The sequence below is a fragment of the Streptomyces sp. SID3343 genome, from assembly GCF_009865215.1.
Lineage (GTDB): Bacteria > Actinomycetota > Actinomycetes > Streptomycetales > Streptomycetaceae > Embleya.
The window spans coordinates 1-4949 of record NZ_WWJX01000189.1; the positions used below are offsets into that span (position 1 = coordinate 1).

Sequence of the window (4949 nt, forward strand, 5' to 3'; positions counted from 1 at the left end):
GCACGCTGCTGATCGTCGGCTGCTACGACCGGCTGAACCTGGATCCGGTCCGGGCGTTGCTGCTGGCGACCTACCGCAGCCGAGAACACGCGCTGACCCTGCTCAGCGGCCGCGACGCGGCCTCGGTGGCCTGGAACGTGGCCAAGCAGTACGCCACGCCGACCCCCGGTGTCGACGCGGTCGGCCTGTTCACCGACACCGACCGCCCGGCGCCCGTGCCCGGGGTCCGCGTCTTCGACGACCGCGACTTCGACCGCGCCGACATCCGGGCCGAGATCCTCGGCACCCGCTGGCGCCGGGTGGCGTTCCAGGGCCACGGCAAGGACGACAGCGTCAACCTCGGCGAGTTCACCATCTGTGGACTCAACCCGTCCGTCCCCTCGCGCGCCGGACTGCTCGGCCCCCGGTGCGCGTACGGACTGCCGTGCTACAAGCCCGAGGACAAGCTCGTACCGCTGAACCGCGTCGAAGCCGTCGAGGTGGTGCTCAGCGCGTGCAACAGCGGCCCGCTCGCCGATCTCGCGCTGTACGACCCCAAGTATCAACTGTTGCTCAACGCGCTCGACGGCCCGGCCCGCACCATCGTCTCCGCCGTCTCGGTGCACGACTCCGACCGGCCCGAGAACGTCGCGTGGATGCGCGCGGCCCTGACCGGCGCCGACTCGGTGGACACCCTCAACGCGAGCCTCGCCGGGTCGCACCCCTACCCCGCCTTCATGCGCTTCGGGCTCCCGGAGGCCGGGCAGGACGCCGGCGCCGCGCCGGAACCCGCCGCGCACCGCCCCGATCCGCTCGTGCTCACCGTCGGACGACGCCTCACCACGCTGCTCACCTCCGACCTGCTGCCGCACAACCACCTCTTGCGCCCGAGGCTGGTCAAGCTCGCCCGCAAGGTGGACCTGTGGGTGTCGCGTCCGACCCACCTGGCCGACCGGTCGCCCGGGGAGATCCGTGGCTCGCTCACGGCGGACCTCCAGTCCCTGGACCACGTGATCGCCGAACAGGTCGCGGCCAACCCCGAGAACGAGATCATGAACTACCCCGCGTTCTTCGGGGACCGTAGTTCGCTGGACCCCGAGGTCCGCGAGGTGACCTGCCATTGCGGGCGCCCCGCCCAGGAGTTCACCCGGCGCGGGCTGCTGCCGCATGTCTCGGACACCGTGTGCGCGGTCTGCATGCGCTGCGGCGACGTCACCTTCCGCGTCCCCGACGCCCCCGCGTTGCTGGCCTACGCCGAGGACGAGGTCGAGCAGGGCGGCGTGCTGGAGGTGCGCGCCTCGCTCACCGCGGCTCGCCCCGGGCCGGTCCGCCTGGGCCTGTTCGTGCCCACCTACCTGCGCGGGGACACCACGGTGGAACCGACCACCGTCAAGGTCCGCGGCGGTGACGGCAAGCCCGAAGAGGTCGCCTTCCGCGTGCGGTTCGCCCCCGAAACCGCGCCGCAGGCGTACTACTTCACGGTCTTCGCCGTCCAGGACCTCGCCGTCTCCACGGCCCGACGCCACTTCGGGGTCGTCCCGCGCCGCGGCTGAGGACGACCCGTTTGTGTCACATCACTCGAATCCACGAAGGACGGTTGCCATGGAAACCCGGTCCAAGCCTGAGATCGAACTCGTCGAGCGCGACGGCGAGGTGACATTGAGCATCGGAGGCGAACAGGCCATGCAGGCCTGGGAGCGGGATCTGATGTGGGCCAGCGCCGACATGCTGTGCGAGTACGGCCGGGATTTCTACGAGGTCGGGCTCGGCCTGGGCCTGTCCGCACTGCGAATCGCGGGCAATCCGGCCACTCGCAGTCACACCGTGCTCGAACTGTTCGACGAGGTCGAGGCGCTGTTTCGGAGCAGTCACCCGACGCTGCCCGACAATCTCGCCATCGAACGCGGCGACTTCTTCCAACGGATCTTCGAACTGCCGTCGGAGAGCATCGACGGAATGTTCTTCGACCCGGCACTGGACATGGACGTCTGGACGGACCAGGCCCTGTGGGCCAGGACCATGCCGGAGGTGGTTCGGGTACTGCGGCCCGGCGGGGTGTTCATCCCCTTCTTCAGCACCAAGCCGGAGCTGCGTTGGCAGTACCTGCCGCACTTCCGGAGCATCCGGGTCGAGTCCCACCCGTACGAGGCGTACGACACCACCGAGTACACCTACGGCACCACCGGCGAGGCCTACATCCAATGCTTCGTCAAGACCCGGACCTGACCGCGCGCCGGCGCTTTCGCCAAGCCGTTCCGCGGCGTTTCGAGCCGTCCCCAGTCGTCCCAGGCCGTTCCGGCCGTCCCATCGCCTCATTCCGGAGGTAGCCGTATGACCATCGCCCCATCCACCGACTCCCTGGCCGACCTCGACGTGGGTTCGATGTTCCTCGCCGGACCCTTCATCCAACTCCTGGACCCGGTCACCGGCGAGATGCCGGAGCACGCGCGAACCCCCTTCGACATCCTGATCAAGCACTTCGAGGGCCGCGGGCTCTCCGTCCACAACGCGCACCGCCGGGAGGCGTGGGGCGCGGAGCTGATGCGGCCGGAGCAGTGCACCAAGCTCGACCAGGACGAGATCCGCAAGGCCGACGTCTTCGTCGCGCTCCCGGGCTTCCCGCCGTCGCCGGGCACGCACATCGAGGTGGGCTGGGCCAGCGCCTTCGACAAGCCGATCGTGCTGATGCTGGAACGAGGGCGGGAGTACACCTTCCTCGTCCAGGGTCTGCATACCGTGGCCACGGTGGAGTACGTGGAGTACACGGACGTCGCCGCGGCGCTGCCCGAACTCGACCGTGCGCTGCACCGGGCGGTGACCCGTCACCGGGAGACCACGCGCGCGGCGTGACTCGCGCCGCCGTACCGGCGGGTGGCCGGGCCGCACTCGCGGTCGGCCACCTGCCGCCTGGCGCTCGGGACTTCCCACTTCCGCTTCCTGCCGCGCGCTTCCTGCTGCTTGCTGCCTCCCGAAGGCCGACACCCCCGAGCGATGCCCCACGTCGCCGATCCGAGAGCCGACCCGAGAGCCGATCCGATGCGAATCGCCGCAGCCCTGTTCACCGCCCTGGCCACGCTGCTCGCGGGAGTCGGCGGCGGCTCCGCCTCCGCGCGCGGTGACGAGCCCGCCGACGGCGGGCCCGGCGTCGTTCGACGATCTCCGGTGCACCCGGGCCCCGTTCGTACGCCCGCCGCGCCCTCCTACACGGTCGAGCTGAGCGGCGACGCCACCGGACGCGTATGGACCGGTAACGAGCAGGTGAGCTTCGTCAACACCTCGGCCGATCCGCTCCGCGAGGTCTACCTGCGGTTGTGGGACAACGCGCACGGCACCTGCGCGGCGCCGCCGATCACGGTGTCGGACGTCGGCGGCGGCGTCCCCGGGGAGCTCACCGTCGACTGCACCGCTCTGCGCATCGTCCTGCCCACGCCCCTGAGCCGAGGCCGGCGCGGCTCGATCCGCTTCGGTCTGCGCATCGAAGTCCCCGACGGGGCCGACCGGTTCGGCCACCGCGACGGCTACAGCTTCCTGGGCAACGCGCTCCCGGTCCTGGCGATCCGCGACGCGGCGGGCTGGCATCTGGACCCCTACACGAACCACGGCGAGTCCTTCTACTCCCCGGCCGCCGACTTCCACGTCGTCCTCGACCACCCCGCGCACCTGCGCGTGCCCGCCACCGGCACCTCGGTCGATTCCCCGGGGGCGGCCGGCCGTACCGTCACCACCGCGACCGCGCGCCGGGTCCGCGACTTCGCGTGGGCCGCGGGACCCTATGTCAGGATCTCCCGGACCTCCCCTGCGGGAGTGCGGATCAACGTCTACGCGGAGAACGGGATCAGCCCATCGGACGCGCGGAGCATGCTGGATGTGGCGGTCTCGGCCGTCGACGCCAACTCCCGGCGGTTCGGCGCCTACCCGTACACCGAGGTGGATGTCGTCCTGGCCGGCGATCTGTGGTTCGGCGGCATGGAGTACCCGGGCCTGGTCCTGGACCGGGTCGACGTCGTCGCCCTCACCCACGAGATCGCGCACCAGTGGTGGTACGGGATCGTCGGCAACGACGAGTACACCGATCCGTGGCTCGACGAGGCGTTCGCCGAGTACGCAACCGACCTGGCACTCGCGAAGGCCGGGCAGGACTGCCGGCAAGGCTTCTCGTGGGCCTCGCCCGCCGAGCGACTCACCGCCTCGATGCGCTACTGGGACGCCCATCCGGCCCGCTACGAGGCCGTCGTCTACGAGCACGGCAAGTGCACGCTGCACGAACTGCGGCGGCTGATCGGCGACGCTCCGATGGACGCGTTGATGCGCGGCTACGCCGCCGACCATTGGTACGGCGTCTCGACCCCGGCCGAGTTCAAGTCCGCCGCCCAGGCGGCCACCCGCGTCGACCTGACCGCGTTCTGGGCGGAGCACCGCGTCGGCGGTTGATCGGCCCGACGGACCTTTCGGGTGGTGCCGGGCGCGGTGCGGGTCGGCCTGCGCCGACAGTCGAGCGCGGCGGGCTCCGGTCCCGACCCGCCGGGCGCGTCCCCCGACACGGTCGGTGCGGCCCTCGTGTTATGGGTGAATGCTATTACCTCGGGGCGGGTGGCTACGGGGATGCTGGTACCCCTTGGACGCCACACGTGGGATACCGCGTGTCTTCGGAAACGAGGAAACCCTTGCGCATACCCAGGATGATTGCCGCGCTTTCAGCCGCTGCGCTGATGGTGCTCACCGCCGGCTCCACGGCCGGCGCCACCACCACCGGCACGACCGCGACCGCTGCTTCCGTCGGAGCTCCGTCGACCGACGGCCCCCGGCCCATCATCGGTGGCGGATACGCGCAGAACGCCCCCTGGGCGGCCCGGTTGTTCTCGGCCGGCCAACAGACGTGTACCTCGACCATCATCGCGCCCACGTGGATTCTCACGGCCAAGCACTGTGTCAGCGGAGGACAACTGACGTTCCGCATCGGCAGTCTCGAC

At 70.6% G+C, this 4949-nt stretch carries 5 protein-coding genes; all 5 read left to right on the plus strand.

What is annotated here, in order from left to right:
- On the plus strand, window positions 1-1532 hold a 1532-nt coding region (locus tag GT354_RS07140), incomplete at its 5' end, for a hypothetical protein (protein WP_161355405.1).
- 49 nt (window positions 1533-1581) lie between these two features.
- Complete coding sequence (locus GT354_RS07145) at window positions 1582-2205, plus strand: class I SAM-dependent methyltransferase (protein WP_161355406.1); 624 nt, start codon at window positions 1582-1584, stop codon at window positions 2203-2205.
- A gap of 105 nt (window positions 2206-2310) precedes the next feature.
- Complete coding sequence (locus GT354_RS07150) at window positions 2311-2829, plus strand: nucleoside 2-deoxyribosyltransferase (RefSeq protein ID WP_161355407.1); 519 nt, start codon at window positions 2311-2313, stop codon at window positions 2827-2829.
- 186 nt (window positions 2830-3015) lie between these two features.
- On the plus strand, window positions 3016-4410 hold the full coding sequence (locus GT354_RS07155; RefSeq protein ID WP_161355408.1) for a M1 family metallopeptidase: 1395 nt from the start codon (window positions 3016-3018) through the stop codon (window positions 4408-4410).
- 233 nt (window positions 4411-4643) lie between these two features.
- Window positions 4644-4949: trypsin-like serine protease (locus tag GT354_RS07160; RefSeq protein ID WP_237534460.1), on the plus strand; the 306-nt coding region annotated here is incomplete at its 3' end.

What these genes read in the sequence shown, in the direction of transcription:
- GT354_RS07145 (WP_161355406.1), top strand. Translation starts at nt 1,582, where the DNA reads ATGGAAACCCGGTCCAAGCCTGAGATCGAACTCGTCGAGCGCGACGGC.
- GT354_RS07150 (WP_161355407.1), top strand. Translation starts at nt 2,311, where the DNA reads ATGACCATCGCCCCATCCACCGACTCCCTGGCCGACCTCGACGTGGGT.
- GT354_RS07155 (WP_161355408.1), top strand. Translation starts at nt 3,016, where the DNA reads ATGCGAATCGCCGCAGCCCTGTTCACCGCCCTGGCCACGCTGCTCGCG.